The sequence below is a fragment of the Pseudomonas syringae genome (genome assembly GCF_021605415.1).
Classification (GTDB): domain Bacteria; phylum Pseudomonadota; class Gammaproteobacteria; order Pseudomonadales; family Pseudomonadaceae; genus Aquipseudomonas; species Aquipseudomonas syringae_S.
This window is the reverse complement of record NZ_WKEQ01000024.1, coordinates 25,289-40,182: the sequence shown is the minus strand read 5'-3', so window position 1 is coordinate 40,182 and position 14,894 is coordinate 25,289. Positions and strand designations below refer to the sequence as shown.

The window sequence follows — 14,894 nt, the reverse complement described above, 5'->3', positions numbered from 1 at the left end:
CCGTGCTTCAGCGTGCCCTCAAGGCACCAGGTAACCTTTGATACCGGTAAAAATAATCTGCGCCGCCAGTGCGCAGACGAACAATCCCATCAAGCGGCTGACGATCTGCAGCCCCTGATCGCCAAGTATCCGCTCGATTCGATTGGACAGGTAAAGCACGATCCCGACGGTGAAACTCGCCAGCGCGATGCTGACGATGGCAGTGAGTTTGTCGTCCCAATGGGGTTGGCTGACGCCCATCACCAACAGCGCACCGATGGTGCCGGGACCGACAGTCAGCGGGATGGTCAACGGCACGATGGTCACGTCCTGTTGGACGTTGTCGGTCTGCACGGCCGATTTGCCCTGCGCCATGCCTAGCGCGGAAATGAACAGCACGCTACCGGCGCCAATGCGGAACGCATCCACGGTAATGCCGAATACGCCGAAAATCACTCGCCCGAACAAGTACAACAATACGCTGGAAACCAGTGTCGCAATCGCCACCTTCCACGCCAGGCGCCGCTGCTCCTTGCGCGAGTAGCCGCGGGTCAGGCTGATAAAGCAGGACAACACGAAGAACGGGCTGTAGAGCACGAGCATCTTCAGGTAAACGCTGAATAACACGTGGAGCATGGTTCGGGCTCACTGGCAGGGAAAGTTGCACAAGTCTATCAGTTCTTTTCGCGCGCACGCAGTTGGCAAATTCAGTGAGGCCGGTGGAAGGGGTGTTAGTTATAGGTTTGGTATTGTCTGGTAAGTTTTAATAAGTGCGTTATTTGGCGTTTCATATTTGGGGTTACAACTAACTAGTTGTGTTGTTGGTGGCTGTTTATTAATGTTGTTTGGCGGGTAATTCGGCCCCTTCTTATTAAAAATTAAAGGTTTTGCGTTATGGATAATGCTGCTGCTGTTTGTGTGAATCGTATTGCAAGTTACGAGATTGACGAAATTCCGGCGTTTCGTGCGCGTGGTTTTTCTGCAGGAGAAACCGTTATTGAAGAACCTTCGAAGGGCTCCATTGTGGGTGAAGGCATTTTGTCCTTCACTGGCAATCTTTCGAAAGTTAACCAGGAAGATGCGCAGCACGCGTTTCTTTTTGCTCAGTTGGTAGCGAACAAGGCTTTCCCTTACGAGTATCAGGGCAAGGAGTGGTACTACAAGTTTCTGGAGGTCATGACCAATGCGGGGTGGATGCAGTCCCAAAAGTTCTATAGTGATCTGAATATCGGCGGCACCAGTGTCCGGATGGATCAGCTGGTTTTGGAAATTCTCGGTTCAGTCGTTGCTGGCTTGGCCATTCCCGGTCCTGCCAGTGCCCTTGTGCTGAAAGTGGCTGGCGATGCAATCACTGCCTTGAAGAAACAGGACGAGGCGCTGACCCTCTACGAAAAGAATATGCTGGAAAACGGCGTGGGCGGTATGGCGGCCGCTACATGCACAGAAGTCAATGGCGAAGTGACCATCGCGATGGGCACCGTGCGCTTTATTCGGAAAAATACCGCGACCCGCGTACTGTTTACCGATTGGGATACTCGCGAAGTCAAGTTGTTCAAGGGTGAAACCGTCTTCCGTAAAGTTCCATATGTTGCCGACGAAACCCGTGAACTTATCCGCACCAAGCTGGGTTTGAACGCGACCAGCAAAATCAAAGATTACGAGATTTGATCTTCTAAGTTACAGGGGCAGTCGCGCGTCGACTGCCTTTTTTTATTCGGAGATACTCCATGAGCGAAATTTCAGTTTGGATTGATGCGGCAGCAATTGTCGTCATGCCGTCCGATATGGCAAATGCCGCAGCCGATGATGTATTGCAAAGTGTCTTGCTTGCGCAATTGGTAGCCAGCAAACGAAAACAAGTCGCGCCCGAACTTGATTGGCACGATATCTACGCCAACGTGCTTGGCGATTACTGGATGTCGAGTTTCAAATCCCGGCAAGATCTGCCGGTTGATCTCGACGGCCGCGCTTCGCCGCTGGAGTGGGTTCGCGCGGCGCTGGCGCACATGCCAGGCGATCATGAACAACTGGTGCGGGGGCCGTTGCAGGGCGTTTCACTGTTATCTGGGGATCTCCCTGCGATTGGCATCCTGCGCAAGCACGCCCAGGCGACGGTTAATCAAGAGCTGCTCAGCGGGCAGTCGACTACCGTTCGGTTGATGGTTATCCAGATTGCAGGCAACGGCTTGATGAGCAGTGTTTGCCTGCAATTCGAGACAACTCGGCCGGTTGATGCCAATCCCTGGGGGCAGCCGTTCGATACCACGCAACTGTGCAGCCGAGTTTCAGTGCGGTGCTTTCAGGCTCATCTCAGCGAAACGTTATACGCACCGGCTCGCGCTGCGATCGCCCGCAAACTTGAAGCGGTGTTGAACGACAACCTCGCGAATATCACCGAGGTTCTAGAATTTGAAGCCAGGGAGGCTGGTCTATGACGGATTTTATGCCTCAGGCAGCGGTGGCAGGGGCGAGTGTGGTCTCGTTTGCCGCAGACTTGCCTGATTCCCACAGGGAAGATATTTACCTGAGCACACTGTATGCGCAACGGGCCACTCGTGCGGCTTGTGAAGACGGGCTGTCGGGTGACTGGTTTGAATATTACTGCAGGACGCTCAAATTCATTGGATGGGACATGCCTCGACCGCAGAGTCTGTTGGCAGTACCGGGCGGCTCGATGGGCAATGCGGCGACAGAACAGATCAGCGCCCGTCTGGGCGAAGTTTTTTCCGAGCAGACCAACAGGGCGCTCGCTGCGCTTGAAAGAAACGCCGAGGCGCTCGGCATATTCGAGTCGACTAGTCTGTCAGGTGATATGGGCCACTTTCAGATCATCCCCTGCGTGCAAAAAGACGCTTATCGTGTGCAGATGGGGATATATCATCGTCAGTTCAGTTTTCGCGGGCAGGTCTCGCAGTTTCTGTTCAGCGATCAGAGAGACATCGTGCAAAACAGCGTCGAGCAGATTTCGGTGATCACCTTTAACACGCTCTATTACGAGCAATTCAGGGCCAAGGTCAAAAGATCGGTGTTGTCACAGTCGCTGAAATACCTCAATAACCTGGATATCTGAACTGTATGGCACCCACGCCGGATCAGAACGTAGACGCTGTACGATTCTGTTGATCCCGCTGCGCCACCCAGTGTTCGATGAGTTCACGCAGCTGCGACAACTCCACCGGTTTGGACATGTGGCCGTCCATGCCTGCCTGGCGCGCACGTTCCTTATGTTCGGCCAGAATGTGCGCAGTCAGCGCCACGATGGGCGTGCGGGTGCGTTGATTGCTGACTTCCCAGGCACGCAACTGCTGGGTGGCCGAGAAGCCGTCGAGGACTGGCATTTCGCAGTCCATCAACACCAGGTCGTAGCGCTGCGCTTTCATCGCCTGCAAGGCCTCTTCGCCGTTGCTGGCGGTGTCCGGTTGCAGGTTGAGCTTGCCGAGCATGCCGCGAATCACCTTGGTGGAAATGGTGTTGTCTTCGGCCACCAGAATGCGGAAGTCGCTCGGCACTTTCACCGCTGTGGCGAGGCCGGTGGCTTGTGGTTGTAACACGCTCTGGCCTTTGTTGCGCTGGTTCAGTTCGTCCGCCAGCGTTGTCTTCAGCGTGTAGCCGGCCACCGGTTTGGCGAGGATGCGTTTGATGCCGGAGTTGCGCGCGATGATCTTGCTCGGTGCGTTGCTGATGCCGGTGAGCATGATCAACAGGATGTCGTGATTCAGGCTCGGGTCTTCCTTGATCTTCGCTGCCAGTTGCATGCCGGTCATGCCGGGCATGTTCTGATCCAGCAGCACCACGTCGAAATAGTCGCGCAGGTGCGCCTTGGTGCGCAGCAAGGCCAAGGCTTCTTTGCCCGATGGCACGGCGCTGACGTTCAAGCCCCAGGCACTGCATTGCTGCACCAGCACTTTGCGGCAAGTGTCGTTGTCGTCTACCACCAACACTCGGGCACCTTGCAGCGGGCCGTCGAGATCGGAGGTGGGGTGTTCGAGGCGGTCGGGATCCAGCGGCAGGGTCAGCCACAAGGTACTGCCCTGAGTGGCGCCGCTCTTGATACCGAATTCGCCCTGCATCAAGCGGATCAGTTGCCGGGCGATCACCAGCCCCAGATTGCCACCCAGGCGATTGGCCGAGAGGAAGTGCTTGCTGTGCAATTCGGCATGCATCAACGCATCACGTTCTTCCGCTTCCATCGGCGTGCCGCTGTCCTGCACGGCGATGCGCAGTCGCGGCCTGGTGCTGCGTTCGTCGAGCGCGACGACAATCAGCACTTCGCCTTCGTCGGTTTTTTTCAGGGCGTTTTCCACCAGACTCAGCAACGTCTGGCGCAGGCGGGTCGGGTCGCCGCTGATCACGCGCGGCACTTGCGGCTGAATGAAGCTGATCAGCTCGACATTCTGCTGTTCGGCCTTGGCGCGGTAGATACTCAGGCAGTCATCGATCAATGCGTTGAGGTCGAACTGGACGTCATCCAGTTCGATTTGCCCGGATTCCAGTTTGGAAATGTCGAGAATCTCGTTGATCAGGGTCAGCAGTTCATTGCCGGCGCTGTGGATGGTTTGTACGTAATCGCGCTGCTTCACTGACAGTGGCGTACCGAGCAGCAACTCGGTCATGCCGAGCACGCCGTTCATGGGCGTGCGGATTTCATGGCTGATCTTGGCCAGAAACTCGGCTTTGGCATTGATTTCGGCATTGCTCGCGGCAAGGTCGCGGCTGATGCTGAAACGGCTTTCGGTAATGCTGCGCTGACGCTCGCCCAAGGCAACGCTCATCAGCAGGCCACTGACGCAGATGAACCCCATCAGCGTCATGATCAAGGCTTGCGGGGAAACCATCGTCAGGCCCAAAAGAGCCGGCAGGATGATCAGCGCGCCGACGTTGAACACCGCCATGGCGGCGACGAACAGCCGCGCCGGCCGGTAACCTTTCTGCCAGTGATAGATGCCTACGAACAGCATGCTCAGGCCGGCCAGCGCCACCAGCGCGTAAGTAATGATGTTCAGCGGCAAAGTGCTGACGAACAGCAGCAGCAGGCCGCAGGCAACGATGACCACGATGTCGCCCAGCAACAATCGGTTCAGCGGGTGCGGGCCGAGCGGCGCGAAAAAGCTGTAGGCGAACATCAATCCCGCCGGTGCCGTCAGCAATAAGGCGAGATAGGCGCCAGGCGTCTGGATCGCATGCCAGTCCGGTAGCCAGGCGCCGGCGAGGTTGAGCAGCAGCAACAGGCTCAGGCCAAGCAATCCTTCACAAACCGCCAGCCACAGGCTGCTGCGTGAACGGCTGTAAGCGAAACGCACCAGATTGTGCAGGATCAGCATGCCCAGGCAACCGAACAGCAGACCGAAAATCAGCGTCTGGTTCTGGTTGGCGGCAGCCATGACTGCCGACTCCAAAACGATGTTCGGGCGCAATTGATGGTTGGACACCAGGCGCAGATAGAGGTCGAGGGGTTTGTCGCTTTGCGGCAGCGCCAGCATCAAGTCACTGCTGGGCAGTGGCTGCTCATCCTGGGGCTGATCGGTGCCGGTATCGCGCTGTTCGATCAGCTTGTCGCCGTCCAGCGCGTAGAGACTGAGGCTGGCAAGGTCGGGGGCGAAGATCCGCAAGACCTGTTCGTGCTTGTCGGGGGCCAGGCGAAAACGCAGCCACAGTGCGCCATCGGGTTCGGCCGCAGTCAGGCGGTTCAAGTCGATAGGGCTGAATTGATTGGTGTAGCGAGAAGAGCGGATATCGCTCAGTTGCAGATTGCCCTGATCATCGAGCAATACCGACCAGCCACTGCCTGGCCCGGCGTGGGCCGGGAGCATGCAGAGCAGCGTCAGCAGCGTGACGGTGAGTCCTATGGCAATCCTGAGCCAGCGCACGGCGAAATCCCTTCGTAGATTGATGCCAGAGTATAGCGATGCGCGGCGTCGGAACAGTCCGACAAGCGCCAACGGCACTTGTCGGAATCCTGCAGCCGGTTATTCCTGGGTTTCGCCACGTTCACGGGCAATGGCGCGGTAGCCAATGTCGTTGCGGTAAAAGCAACCTTCCCAGTCGATTGCGGCGGCCAGTTTGTAAGCTTGTTGCTGGGCAGCGCCAACGCTGGCGCCCATGGCTGTAGCGCAAAGCACGCGGCCACCGGCGGTAACGATCTTGCCGTCGTTGAGCGCGGTGCCGGCGTGGAAGACTTTGCCTTCCAGACCCGCCGCCGCATCAAGGCCACCGATCACGGCGCCTTTGGCGTAGTCGCCCGGGTAGCCGCCGGCGGCGAGCACGATGCCGACGCTCGGACGTGGATCCCACTGCGCTTCAACCTTGTCCAGCGCTTGCGCCAGTGCAGCTTCGACCAGCAATACCAGGCTCGATTGCAGACGCAGCATGACTGGCTGAGTTTCCGGATCGCCAAAGCGGCAGTTGAACTCGATGACTTTCGGGTTGCCGGCCTTGTCGATCATCAGTCCGGCATACAGGAAGCCGGTATAGATGTTGCCTTCTTCAGCCATGCCGCGAACGGTCGGCCAGATCACCAGATCCATCACGCGCTGGTGCACGTCGGCGGTAACCACCGGGGCAGGGGAGTAGGCACCCATGCCGCCAGTGTTCGGGCCGCTGTCGCCGTCGCCGACGCGTTTGTGATCCTGGCTGGTGGCCATCGGCAGAACGTTCTTGCCGTCGACCATGACGATGAAGCTGGCTTCTTCGCCATCGAGGAATTCTTCGATGACCACGCGGGAACCGGCGTCGCCAAAGGCATTACCGGCGAGCATGTCACGCACGGCGTCTTCGGCTTCGGCCAGGGTCATGGCGACGATCACGCCTTTACCGGCGGCCAGGCCGTCGGCCTTGATCACGATCGGTGCACCTTTTTCACGCAGATACGCCAGGGCCGGCTCGATCTCGGTGAAGTTCTGGTAATCGGCGGTCGGGATCTTGTGGCGCGCCAGGAAATCCTTGGTGAAAGCTTTCGAGCCTTCCAGTTGCGCGGCACCGGCGGTCGGGCCGAAGCAATCCAGGCCACGGGAGCGGAACAGATCGACCACGCCGGCCACCAGCGGCACTTCCGGGCCGACGATGGTCAGGGATACGTTTTTCTCGGCAAAGTCAGCCAGTTGCTCAAGCGCCAGCACGTCAATGGCGACGTTTTCGCACTTGGCTTCGGTGGCGGTACCCGCGTTGCCGGGGGCCACGAAAACTTTCTGCACGCGAGGATCCTGGGCTACTTTCCAGGCCAGGGCGTGTTCACGGCCACCGCTGCCAATGATCAAAATGTTCAAAAGAAGACTCCTTCGGAGAAGCTGCAAGCAACAAGCTGCAAGTCAAAGCGCGTGGGTGTAACGCTTATTTGCAGCTCATGGCTTTAAATGAGTAAGGCTGCACCCGCAAGAAAGAGCGACATCAACCTGCTCTTTCTCACAGCTTGCAGCTAAAAGCTTGTAGCTGCTTTCAGTGCCTAAAATGGCGCATGCCGGTGAAGACCATGGCGATGCCCGCTTCGTCAGCAGCAGCAATGACTTCAGCGTCACGCATCGAGCCACCCGGCTGGATCACCGCCGTGATACCGACCTTGGCCGCATTGTCCAGGCCATCACGGAACGGGAAGAACGCGTCCGATGCCATTACCGAGCCCGCCACTTGCAGGCCAGCATGTTCTGCCTTGATCGCTGCGATGCGCGCAGAGTTAACGCGGCTCATCTGGCCGGCGCCGACACCGATGGTCTGGCGGTTCTTGGCGTAGACAATGGCGTTGGACTTGACGTACTTGGCCACTTTCCAGGCGAAGATCAGGTCGTGGATTTCCTGTTCGGTCGGAGCGCGTTTGGTCACGACTTTCAGGTCGTCGGCGCCGATCATGCCGATGTCGCGGCTCTGTACCAGCAAGCCGCCATTCACGCGTTTGTAGTCCCAGGCAGCGGCGCGATCAGCCGACCACTCGCCGCACGCCAGCAGGCGCACGTTGGCCTTGGCGGCGACGATGGCGCGGGCTTCTTCGCTGACGCTTGGCGCAATGATCACTTCAACGAACTGACGCTCGACGATCGCTTTGGCGGTCTCGGCATCCAGTTCACGGTTGAAGGCGATGATGCCGCCGAACGCCGATTCGGTGTCGGTGGCGTAGGCCAGTTCGTAGGCCTGGCGGATCCCGCCTTCAGCGTCCGGGCTCACAGCCACGCCGCACGGGTTGGCGTGCTTGACGATCACGCAGGCCGGTTTGACGAAGCTTTTTACGCACTCCAGCGCGGCGTCGGTGTCGGCCACGTTGTTGTACGACAATTCTTTGCCCTGCAACTGTGTCGCAGTGGCGATGCCGACTTCGGCAGGCTTGGCTTCCACGTAGAACGCCGCGCTCTGGTGCGGGTTCTCGCCGTAGCGCATTTCCTGGGCCTTGATGAACTGGCTGTTGAAAGTGCGCGGGAATTCGCTACGGCCTTCAGTGCTCAAGGTTTCAGCCGCTTGATTCACGGTGCCCATGTAGTTGGCGATCATGCCGTCGTAGGCGGCGGTGTGTTCGAAAGCCTTGAGCATCAGGTCGAAACGCTGAGCGTAGGTGAGGCCGCCGTTTTTCAGGCTTTGCAGGACGTCAGCGTAATCGCTGGCATTGACCACGATGGCCACGTCTTTATGGTTTTTCGCCGCCGAACGCACCATCGTCGGGCCGCCGATGTCGATGTTCTCGATGGCGGTCGGCAGGTCGCAGCCTGGCTTGTTGATGGTGGCTTCGAACGGGTACAGGTTGACCGCCACCAGATCGATCGGCTTGATGCCGTGCTCGTTCATGATCGCGTCGTCGATACCGCGACGACCGAGGATCCCGCCGTGGATTTTCGGGTGCAGGGTTTTCACCCGACCGTCCATCATTTCTGCGAAACCGGTGTAGTCCGCGACTTCCACAGCGGCCACGCCGTTGTCCCGCAGCAGCTTGAAGGTTCCGCCGGTGGAGAGGATCTCGACACCCAGGGCTTCCAGCTCCTTGGCGAATTCGAGGATCCCGGTCTTGTCGGAAACGCTGATCAAGGCGCGGCGGATCGGCAGGCGGGTAGTCTGGTCGGTCATCTCAATTTCCATCAAAAGCAAAGGAAGTCAGCAAAAAAGGCGACCGTTTTTTACGCGGGCGCCTTTCTGGTTTTATTGAATGCTTACAGCAGATCGTACTGCTTGAGTTTCTTGCGCAGCGTGCCCCGGTTCAGCCCGAGCAGCTCGCTGGCCTTGGTCTGGTTGCCCTTGACGTAGTTCATCACGCTTTCGAGCAGGGGCGCCTCGACTTCGGAGAGCACCAGGTTGTACACGTCAGTGACGGACGCGCCCTCAAGGTGGGCGAAATAATTGTGCAGCGCCTTCTCGACACTCCCGCGAAGGGTCTGACCTTCTTCGCTCGGGGTGTTGAGGTGCTGTTTCAAATTCACGTTGTCGCTCACGGGTGTTGTTCCACTCACTAATGTCTCGGTCATCATCGTCATGCGGCCACCCCTTTTTCGTCCCCTGCCAGGCTCTTGTAACGGCCGGCGAAGAACTCCCGGACGTTGGCGCATTGTGTTTCCGTACCATCCAAACGATTGAAGTGGGCGCGAAACTCCCTGGCGCCCGGCAAGGTTGCGAGATACCAGCCCACATGCTTCCTGGCAATTCGCACACCCATCACATCTCCGTAGAAAGCGTGAAGGGCGGCCAGATGCTCAAGCAGAATGCGTTCCACCTCGTTCATCTCCGGCGCCGGAAGTTTTTCCCCGGTTCGCAGGAAGTGCTCGATCTCGCGAAAAATCCACGGCTGCCCTTGAGCAGCCCGGCCTATCAACAGGCCATCGGCACCTGTCGCGTCGAGGACGTAACGGGCCTTTTCCGGCGAGTCGATATCGCCATTGGCAAACACCGGAATCGACACGGCCTGCTTGATCGCGGCAATCGTGTCGTACTCGGCTTCCCCTTTGTACAAATCGGCGCGGGTGCGGCCATGCACCGCCAGCGCCGTGATCCCGGCCTGCTCGGCGATTTTCGCCACGGTCAGGCCGTTCTTGTTGTCGCGATCCCAGCCGGTGCGGATCTTCAGGGTCACCGGCACATCCACTGCAGCAACAACGGCCTGCAGGATCTCGGTGACCAGTGCTTCATCTTTCAGCAACGCGGAGCCGGCGGCCTTGTTGCAGACCTTTTTTGCCGGACAACCCATGTTGATATCAATAATCTGTGCGCCCAGCTCGACGTTGGCCCGGGCCGCATCCGCCAGCATCTGAGCATCGCCACCGGCTATCTGGACCGAGCGTGGCTCGGGATCGCCTTCGTGGATCATGCGCATGCGCGATTTGCGGGTGTTCCATAAACTCATGTCGCTGGTGACCATTTCCGAGACCACAAGCCCTGCACCCAGTCGTTTGCACAGCTGACGAAAGGGCTGGTCGGTGACCCCCGCCATCGGGGCGAGAATCAAGCCGTTCTGCAATGTGTATGGGCCGATGCGTACCGCCGACATAGGACTTCCCTGTAGTGGGGCCGGATCATGAGAGTTCGAAAAAGGGTGGGCATGATACCCGCTCTCGATGACTGGATAAAGGCTGAATTGAACAAAATCTGAACAGCTATTCCGTTATCGCCAGCGGTTTGGTTGCGCAGGGGGAAGTCAGAAAGCCACCGTCAATAGGGCAGCGGTGAAGCGTTTCACTCGGGGGAATGAAAGCTCAGGCTGTAATTCACCGCTTTCGGGCCTGGATCCAGAATATCCAGTGCGATGTGAATCGGCGTTTGCGGCGGCATTTCCGCCATACCTTCGAGATCGCCGTTGAGGTACTCGCCGGGCTTGAAGCGACGGCTGGCGATCAGGTGACCGTTGAGGTCGGCGAAGCGCAGCTCAAGCAGCGGAAACGGCTGGGAGAACGGTGCGCGGTTATAGATGATCGCGTCCACTACCAGTGCGCCGCTGAACTCCGGGTGGCTGCGAACCACCAGGTTGCTGCTTTTGATTTTGGCGATGTCGACCTTGGAGGGCACGGTGCAGCCGATCTGTGGGCAGACCTGCTGGAAGATCGGCCGGTATTGATCCTGACGCGCCAGCTCATCGAAATGATAGGCGATGTATTGGCCGGCGAGGCCGGCAGCAGCGAGCAGGATCAGCAGCAGCCAAAGCAGGCGGCGGCCCCAGGGCGAGCGACGTTTCTGCCAGTCAAGTTGCAGCGGGTCGTCGGTCAGATCCTGCAGCACTTCCGCACGGACGCCGGGTTCGCTGCGCTCGCGTTTTTTGCGCGGCGTTTCGATGGGCGTGAAATCATCATCGGCGTCATCGCTGGCCGAAAAGCGCTCGCGCCGGGCCTTGGGGTCGATCGGATCGTGCAGGCGCAGTTTCGGGATGGCCGGTTCGTCATCCAGATCTTCCGGCTCAAGCGACAGCGAAGGCTCGGTACGCTTGCTCGGCTCGGGTTCGGCATTCGGCTCGACATCCGGTTCCAACGCCCGCTCATCGGCCGGTGCGCTGAACAGGCTGTCCGACCACGGCGTGTGATCCGGTTCAGGGCTGTCGCGGCGAGCGCTCAGGGAATCTTCCCGAGGGCGAGGAAATTCGGCGGTCGGCTGGATTTCCCGCTGTTCGAGGCGAGCCAGTTCTTCGTCCAGATCAAGACTGTCGAGATCCAGCTCGGCGGCGCTCCACTGCTTCTGGCTGATGGCGCGCGGTGGCGCCGGCTCGTCCATAACAGGAGATTCCGTCTGTGCCGGCTGCTCGACAATCGGCGGCGGCTCCGCCAGGGCGGGCTGTTCGGCGATGACCGGTGCCAGCGGCGTGACGGTTTCCTTGCCGGCGCGTTGTTCAAGCAGCTGTTTGGCGGCGTTGAATACTTGCAGGCAGGAGCCGCAACGAACCACTCCGCGGGCCACGCTCAATTGGGCGTGGCTGACACGGAAGCTGGTTTGGCAATGCGGGCACTGAGTGACGAAACTGTCGGTCATGCGGCAATCCGGATTGAACTGGCGGACATTCTAGCGCCGACGGCCGGTGATGCGCACCCAGCCATCGCGGTTGGCAATCGGATCCAGGTCGAAGTCCTGTGTATAAGCGGCGGCGACTTCTTCGCCTTGTTCGGCGAGGATGCCGGACAGCGCCAGACGCCCGCCGGACTTGACCAGGCCGGACAGTTGCGGCGCCAGCGAAACCAGCGGGCCAGCGAGAATGTTGGCGACCAGCACGTCGGCTTTGACCTGCGGCAAATCTTCGGGCAGGTACAGCGGGAACAGATTGTCGGCGATGCCGTTGCGTCCGGCATTGTCGCGTGAAGCTTCCAGCGCCTGCACGTCAATGTCGGTGCCGACCGCTTCTTTCGCGCCCAGCAGCAGGGCTGCGATGGCTAGAATCCCCGAGCCGCAGCCAAAGTCCAGCACATTGCAGTCCTTCAGATCCTGGCCGTCGAGCCATTCCAGGCACAGTGCGGTGGTGGGATGTGTGCCGGTGCCGAATGCCAAGCCCGGATCGAGCAGCAGGTTGACTGCGTCCGGCTCCGGCGCAGCGTGCCAGCTTGGGACGATCCATAGGCGCTGGCCGAACTGCATCGGCTGAAAACCGTCCATCCAGCTGCGTTCCCAGTCCTGATCCTCGATGACTTCGCTGTGATGCTCAGGTAGCGGGCTGCCGGTCAGCAGTTCCAGATGAGCCAGCACGCTGGCGGCTTCGGTGCCGCCCTCGAACAGGGCCAGCAAATGGGTGTGCGACCACAATGGCGTGGTGTTGAGTTCCGGCTCGAAGATCGGTTGATCCTCGGCGTCCATGAAGGTCACCGATACGGCACCGACTTCAAGGAAAGCGTCTTCGTAGGTTTCGGCTTGTTCCGGGCTGATGGCCAGACGTACTTGCAGCCAAGGCATGGCGGGCACCTTTGAAAAATATTGATTGCAGCCTAGCGGCCTGCGGGAAGCGCGCAAGTTTACGCGAGCGCAAAGCTTTTGTGGGCGTGACTTGAAACACCATACCCTTGGGAGCGAGCAGGCTCACTCCCACAAGGGGATGTCAAACCTGCAGAAACAACAAAGCCGCCCGAAGGCGGCTTTGTCTTGTGCCGGAAAAAAGCTTAGTGCTTCTCGCCAGCCAGCTTGTGCTCGAGGTAGTGAATGTTCACGCCCCCTTTGCAGAAGCCTTCGTCGCGGGTCAGATCACGGTGCAGCGGGATGTTGGTCTTGATCCCGTCTACCACGATTTCGTCCAGGGCATTGCGCATGCGGGCCATGGCTTCGTCGCGGGTGGCGCCGTAAGTGATCAGCTTGCCGATCAGCGAGTCGTAGTTCGGTGGCACTGCATAACCGCTGTACAGGTGCGAGTCGACGCGAACGCCGTTGCCGCCTGGTGCGTGGAAATGCTTGACCGTGCCCGGGCTCGGCATGAAGGTTTTCGGATCTTCAGCGTTGATCCGGCATTCCAGCGCGTGACCGCGGATGACCACGTCATCCTGGGTGAACGACAGCTTGTTGCCGGCGGCGATGCTGAGCATCTCCTTGACGATGTCGATACCGGTGACCATCTCCGAAACCGGGTGCTCCACCTGAACACGGGTGTTCATTTCGATGAAGTAGAAACGACCGTTCTCGTACAGGAACTCGAACGTGCCGGCGCCACGGTAACCGATGTCGATGCACGCCTTGACGCAGCGGGCGAAGACTTCCTGGCGAGCCTTCTCGTCGATGCCCGGTGCCGGCGCTTCTTCGAGAACTTTCTGGTGACGGCGTTGCAGCGAGCAATCACGGTCGCCCAGGTGCACGGCGTTGCCTTGACCATCGGAAAGCACCTGAACTTCCACGTGACGTGGATTGGTCAGGAATTTTTCCAGATAGACCATCGGGTTGCCGAACGCCGCGCCCGCTTCGGTACGCGTCAGCTTGGCGAAGGAGATCAGGTCTTCTTCTTTATGCACAACGCGCATGCCTCGACCACCACCGCCGCCAGCGGCTTTGATGATCACCGGATAGCCGACTTCGCGACCGATGCGTAGCGCGGTTTCTTCGTCTTCCGGCAACGGGCCGTCAGAACCCGGAACGGTCGGTACGCCGGCTTCGATCATGGCGTGCTTGGCCGATACCTTGTCGCCCATCAGGCGAATGGTCTCGGCTTTCGGGCCAATGAACGCGAAGCCGGAGTTCTCGACCTGCTCGGCAAAATCGGCGTTTTCCGCAAGGAAACCGTAGCCTGGGTGGATGGCGGTGGCGCCCGTCACTTCAGCTGCCGCGATGATGGCCGGGATGTGCAGGTACGATTGCGAGGCAGACGCCGGGCCGATGCAGACGGACTCGTCCGCCAGACCCAGGTGCATCAGCTCTTTGTCGGCCTTGGAGTAAACGGCGACGGTCTTGATGCCCATCTCTTTGCAGGCACGCAGAATCCGCAGGGCGATCTCACCGCGGTTAGCGATCAGAACTTTTTCCAACTTCGCAGTCATCAAAGGCTCTCCGCGGTTCAAACGATGGTGAACAGCGGTTGGTCGTACTCAACCGGCTGGCCGTCTTCAACGAGGATGGATTCGATCACACCGCTGGTTTCAGCTTCGATGTGGTTCATCATCTTCATGGCTTCAACGATGCACAGGGTGTCGCCTTTCTTCACGGTCTGGCCGACTTCAACGAAGGACGGCGAGGTTGGCGAAGATTTGCGGTAGAACGTACCGACCATCGGCGAACGGGCAACGGTGCCGTTCAGCACGGGTGCGGTCGGTGCAGCCGGGGCGGCGGCAGCGGCTGGAGCAGCAGCAACCGGTGCGGCGGCCGGAGCCTGCATCGGAGCCGGTGCGTAGTATTGCTGCGCCGGGGTTTTGCTGTGACGGCTGATACGTACGGACTCTTCGCCTTCCTTGATCTCGAGCTCGTCGATGCCGGACTCTTCCAGCAATTCGATCAATTTCTTAACTTTACGGATATCCATGAATCATCAACTCCCAAGGGTCGGTCAGGGGCGTTCAACGCTTGTTATT

General features: G+C 59.1%; 13 protein-coding genes. 3 read left to right on the top strand and 10 right to left on the bottom strand.

What is annotated here, in order from left to right:
- Positions 1–18 precede the first annotated feature (18 nt).
- On the bottom strand, positions 19–615 hold the full coding sequence (locus GIW69_RS17225) for a MarC family protein (protein WP_236484002.1): 597 nt from the start codon (positions 613–615) through the stop codon (positions 19–21).
- Between the two features lie 258 nt (positions 616–873).
- Here GIW69_RS17225 and GIW69_RS17220 point away from each other — a divergent pair, with 258 nt between their 5' ends.
- The 3 genes from GIW69_RS17220 to GIW69_RS17210 are packed head-to-tail and all read left to right on the top strand — an operon-like array spanning position 874 to position 3,049.
- Positions 874–1,647 (top strand): hypothetical protein, encoded by a 774-nt coding sequence (locus GIW69_RS17220; protein ID WP_236484001.1) that lies wholly within the window; start codon positions 874–876, stop codon positions 1,645–1,647.
- A 59-nt stretch (positions 1,648–1,706) separates the two neighbouring features.
- Positions 1,707–2,414 carry a hypothetical protein gene (locus GIW69_RS17215; protein WP_236484000.1) on the top strand — a complete coding sequence of 236 codons (708 nt, stop codon included), beginning with the start codon at positions 1,707–1,709 and terminating at the stop codon, positions 2,412–2,414.
- Positions 2,411–3,049: a PIN domain-containing protein gene (locus GIW69_RS17210; protein ID WP_236483999.1), complete on the top strand. Its 639-nt coding sequence runs from the start codon at positions 2,411–2,413 to the stop codon at positions 3,047–3,049. The genes GIW69_RS17215 and GIW69_RS17210 overlap by 4 nt, the downstream gene beginning before the upstream one ends.
- Positions 3,050–3,071: 22 nt before the next feature.
- On the opposite strand, the gene GIW69_RS17205 is transcribed toward GIW69_RS17210, so the two are convergent.
- The 9 genes from GIW69_RS17205 to accB all read right to left on the bottom strand — a co-directional run bounded on the left by GIW69_RS17205 (position 3,072) and on the right by accB (position 14,845).
- Entirely contained in the window at positions 3,072–5,846 is a 2,775-nt protein-coding gene (locus tag GIW69_RS17205; RefSeq protein ID WP_236483998.1) for a hybrid sensor histidine kinase/response regulator, read from the bottom strand.
- Positions 5,847–5,945: 99 nt separating this feature from the next.
- Complete coding sequence (gene purD / locus GIW69_RS17200) at positions 5,946–7,241, bottom strand: phosphoribosylamine--glycine ligase (protein WP_236483997.1); 1,296 nt, start codon at positions 7,239–7,241, stop codon at positions 5,946–5,948.
- A 169-nt stretch (positions 7,242–7,410) separates the two neighbouring features.
- A complete protein-coding gene (gene purH, locus GIW69_RS17195; RefSeq protein WP_236483996.1) occupies positions 7,411–9,018 on the bottom strand; it encodes a bifunctional phosphoribosylaminoimidazolecarboxamide formyltransferase/IMP cyclohydrolase in 1,608 nt (535 codons plus the stop codon).
- Between the two features lie 83 nt (positions 9,019–9,101).
- On the bottom strand, positions 9,102–9,422 hold the full coding sequence (fis, locus tag GIW69_RS17190) for a DNA-binding transcriptional regulator Fis (protein ID WP_002555375.1): 321 nt from the start codon (positions 9,420–9,422) through the stop codon (positions 9,102–9,104).
- The gene (gene dusB / locus GIW69_RS17185) at positions 9,419–10,429 is read right to left on the bottom strand and encodes a tRNA dihydrouridine synthase DusB (protein WP_236483995.1); all 1,011 of its coding nucleotides are present in this window, start codon (positions 10,427–10,429) and stop codon (positions 9,419–9,421) included. Before dusB ends, fis begins: the two co-directional genes overlap by 4 nt.
- 185 nt (positions 10,430–10,614) lie before the next feature.
- Positions 10,615–11,895, bottom strand: a complete 1,281-nt coding sequence (locus GIW69_RS17180) for a DUF3426 domain-containing protein (RefSeq protein WP_236483994.1) — start codon at positions 11,893–11,895, stop codon at positions 10,615–10,617.
- A gap of 30 nt (positions 11,896–11,925) precedes the next feature.
- Positions 11,926–12,804 (bottom strand): 50S ribosomal protein L11 methyltransferase, encoded by an 879-nt coding sequence (prmA, locus tag GIW69_RS17175; protein ID WP_236483993.1) that lies wholly within the window; start codon positions 12,802–12,804, stop codon positions 11,926–11,928.
- A 203-nt stretch (positions 12,805–13,007) separates the two neighbouring features.
- Entirely contained in the window at positions 13,008–14,366 is a 1,359-nt protein-coding gene (gene accC / locus GIW69_RS17170) for an acetyl-CoA carboxylase biotin carboxylase subunit (protein WP_236483992.1), read from the bottom strand.
- Between the two features lie 17 nt (positions 14,367–14,383).
- A complete protein-coding gene (gene accB, locus GIW69_RS17165) occupies positions 14,384–14,845 on the bottom strand; it encodes an acetyl-CoA carboxylase biotin carboxyl carrier protein (RefSeq protein ID WP_236483991.1) in 462 nt (153 codons plus the stop codon).
- Positions 14,846–14,894: the final 49 nt, after the last annotated feature.

What these genes read in the sequence shown, in the direction of transcription:
- GIW69_RS17215 (WP_236484000.1), top strand. Translation starts at nt 1,707, where the DNA reads ATGAGCGAAATTTCAGTTTGGATTGATGCGGCAGCAATTGTCGTCATG.
- purH (WP_236483996.1), bottom strand. Translation starts at nt 9,018, where the DNA reads ATGACCGACCAGACTACCCGCCTGCCGATCCGCCGCGCCTTGATCAGC.
- GIW69_RS17180 (WP_236483994.1), bottom strand. Translation starts at nt 11,895, where the DNA reads ATGACCGACAGTTTCGTCACTCAGTGCCCGCATTGCCAAACCAGCTTC.
- dusB (WP_236483995.1), bottom strand. Translation starts at nt 10,429, where the DNA reads ATGTCGGCGGTACGCATCGGCCCATACACATTGCAGAACGGCTTGATT.
- prmA (WP_236483993.1), bottom strand. Translation starts at nt 12,804, where the DNA reads ATGCCTTGGCTGCAAGTACGTCTGGCCATCAGCCCGGAACAAGCCGAA.
- accB (WP_236483991.1), bottom strand. Translation starts at nt 14,845, where the DNA reads ATGGATATCCGTAAAGTTAAGAAATTGATCGAATTGCTGGAAGAGTCC.
- GIW69_RS17220 (WP_236484001.1), top strand. Translation starts at nt 874, where the DNA reads ATGGATAATGCTGCTGCTGTTTGTGTGAATCGTATTGCAAGTTACGAG.
- GIW69_RS17210 (WP_236483999.1), top strand. Translation starts at nt 2,411, where the DNA reads ATGACGGATTTTATGCCTCAGGCAGCGGTGGCAGGGGCGAGTGTGGTC.
- GIW69_RS17225 (WP_236484002.1), bottom strand. Translation starts at nt 615, where the DNA reads ATGCTCCACGTGTTATTCAGCGTTTACCTGAAGATGCTCGTGCTCTAC.
- accC (WP_236483992.1), bottom strand. Translation starts at nt 14,366, where the DNA reads ATGACTGCGAAGTTGGAAAAAGTTCTGATCGCTAACCGCGGTGAGATC.
- fis (WP_002555375.1), bottom strand. Translation starts at nt 9,422, where the DNA reads ATGACGATGATGACCGAGACATTAGTGAGTGGAACAACACCCGTGAGC.